At 56.4% G+C, this 1,387-nt stretch carries 1 protein-coding gene; it reads right to left on the bottom strand.

From position 1 onward, the window contains the following. Positions 1 to 105: 105 nt before the first annotated feature. Positions 106 to 1,329: an IS256 family transposase gene (locus C8E01_RS21405; protein WP_116545495.1), complete on the bottom strand. Its 1,224-nt coding sequence runs from the start codon at positions 1,327 to 1,329 to the stop codon at positions 106 to 108. Positions 1,330 to 1,387 lie beyond the last annotated feature (58 nt).

The raw sequence follows: 1,387 nt of genomic DNA, 5'->3' as shown, positions 1-1,387 counted from the left end.
GGGAGTGTAATTTAAACTGTGTCATTTCCTCGTTTCCATTTACTGGCCCTTTTGCTGTTCTGGCTGAGTCCTTACGGCAAAAGGGCCAAACTTTTGAAGTGCGCCTCACCTCAAGTCCAGCTGCATCCTATCGCCAAACCAGATCGATAGCTGCTGGGCCGTCTGGCTCCAATTCGAGAGCGGCATCACCCATTTTTTGCTGATGTTCTGGTGCGATAAGTAGATCAGCTTCAACAGGGCCATATCCGAGGGGAAAGCCCCCTTGGTCTTGGTCACTTTCCGCACCTGGCGGTGAAAGCCCTCAATCGTGTTGGTGGTGTAGATCAGGTGGCGAATCGGCTCGGTGTACTTAAAGTACGTGCTCAGCTTCTCCCAGTTCCGCTGCCAGCTCTCGAGCACCTTGGGGTACTTTTTGCCCCACCTCTCCTCCAGCTCCAGCAGCCTGAGCTCAGCCAGCTCTTTTGACTCTGCTCGGTACACGGGTTTGAGGTCCCGCATGAACTCCTTCTGGTCCTTGGAGGCCACGTATTTGATGCTGTTTCGTATCTGATGCACGATGCAGCTCTGCACCTCAGTTTGTGGAAAGACGCTGGCGATGGCCTCGGCAAAGCCCCTGAGGTTATCGATACAGGCGATGAGCATGTCGGCAAGGCCCCGCTGCTGCAGGTCGGTGAGCACGGAGAGCCAGAAAGTGGCTCCCTCGCTTTCGGAGACATACACGCCCAGCAGTTCTTTGTGGCCGTGGCGGTCAATGCCTAAAATGTTGTAGACAGCTTTAGAGACCGTGCGCCCTTCCTGCCTGACCTTGTAGTGCATGGCATCCAGCCAGACGATGCAGTAGAGCGGGTCCAGCGGCCGGGCCTGCCATTCCTTCACCTGAGGGACGATCTTCTCTGTGAGAGCCGCCAGGGTGTCGTGGGAGATGTCCATGTCGTAGAGCTCCTTCAGGTGCGAGGAGATGTCCCGCAGGCTCATGCCCAGGCCGTACATGCTCAGGATGCGGGGCTCCAGGTTCTCGGCCAGCACCGTCTCCCGCTTTCGGATGATCTGCGGCTCAAAGCTTGCCGAGCGGTCGCGGGATGATTCCACTTCGATCACGCCGTCCGAGGTGCGCACCTGCTTGGAGACTTTGCCGTTGCGCCGGTTGCCTTTGGCCCGCTGTTCAGCATCCAGATGGAGATCCATTTCGGCGTCTAGGGCCGCTTCCAAGAAGTGTTTCAGCAGGGGGCCAAGCGCGCCGTCTTTGCCAAAGGTGGGTTTGCCGCTCCGGAACTCTTCCAGGAACTGGCGCTTGATCTTTTCCAGATCCAGCTCGTTTTTCTCTTCCATGGTGACTGTGTTAAAGGTAATACTGCTAATCCTTTGACACAGTTTATTTTACAGCCTC

Source organism: Pontibacter virosus, assembly GCF_003096355.1.
GTDB classification, from domain to species: Bacteria; Bacteroidota; Bacteroidia; order Cytophagales; family Hymenobacteraceae; genus Pontibacter; species Pontibacter virosus.
This window is presented reverse-complemented; position numbering and strand designations above follow the sequence as displayed.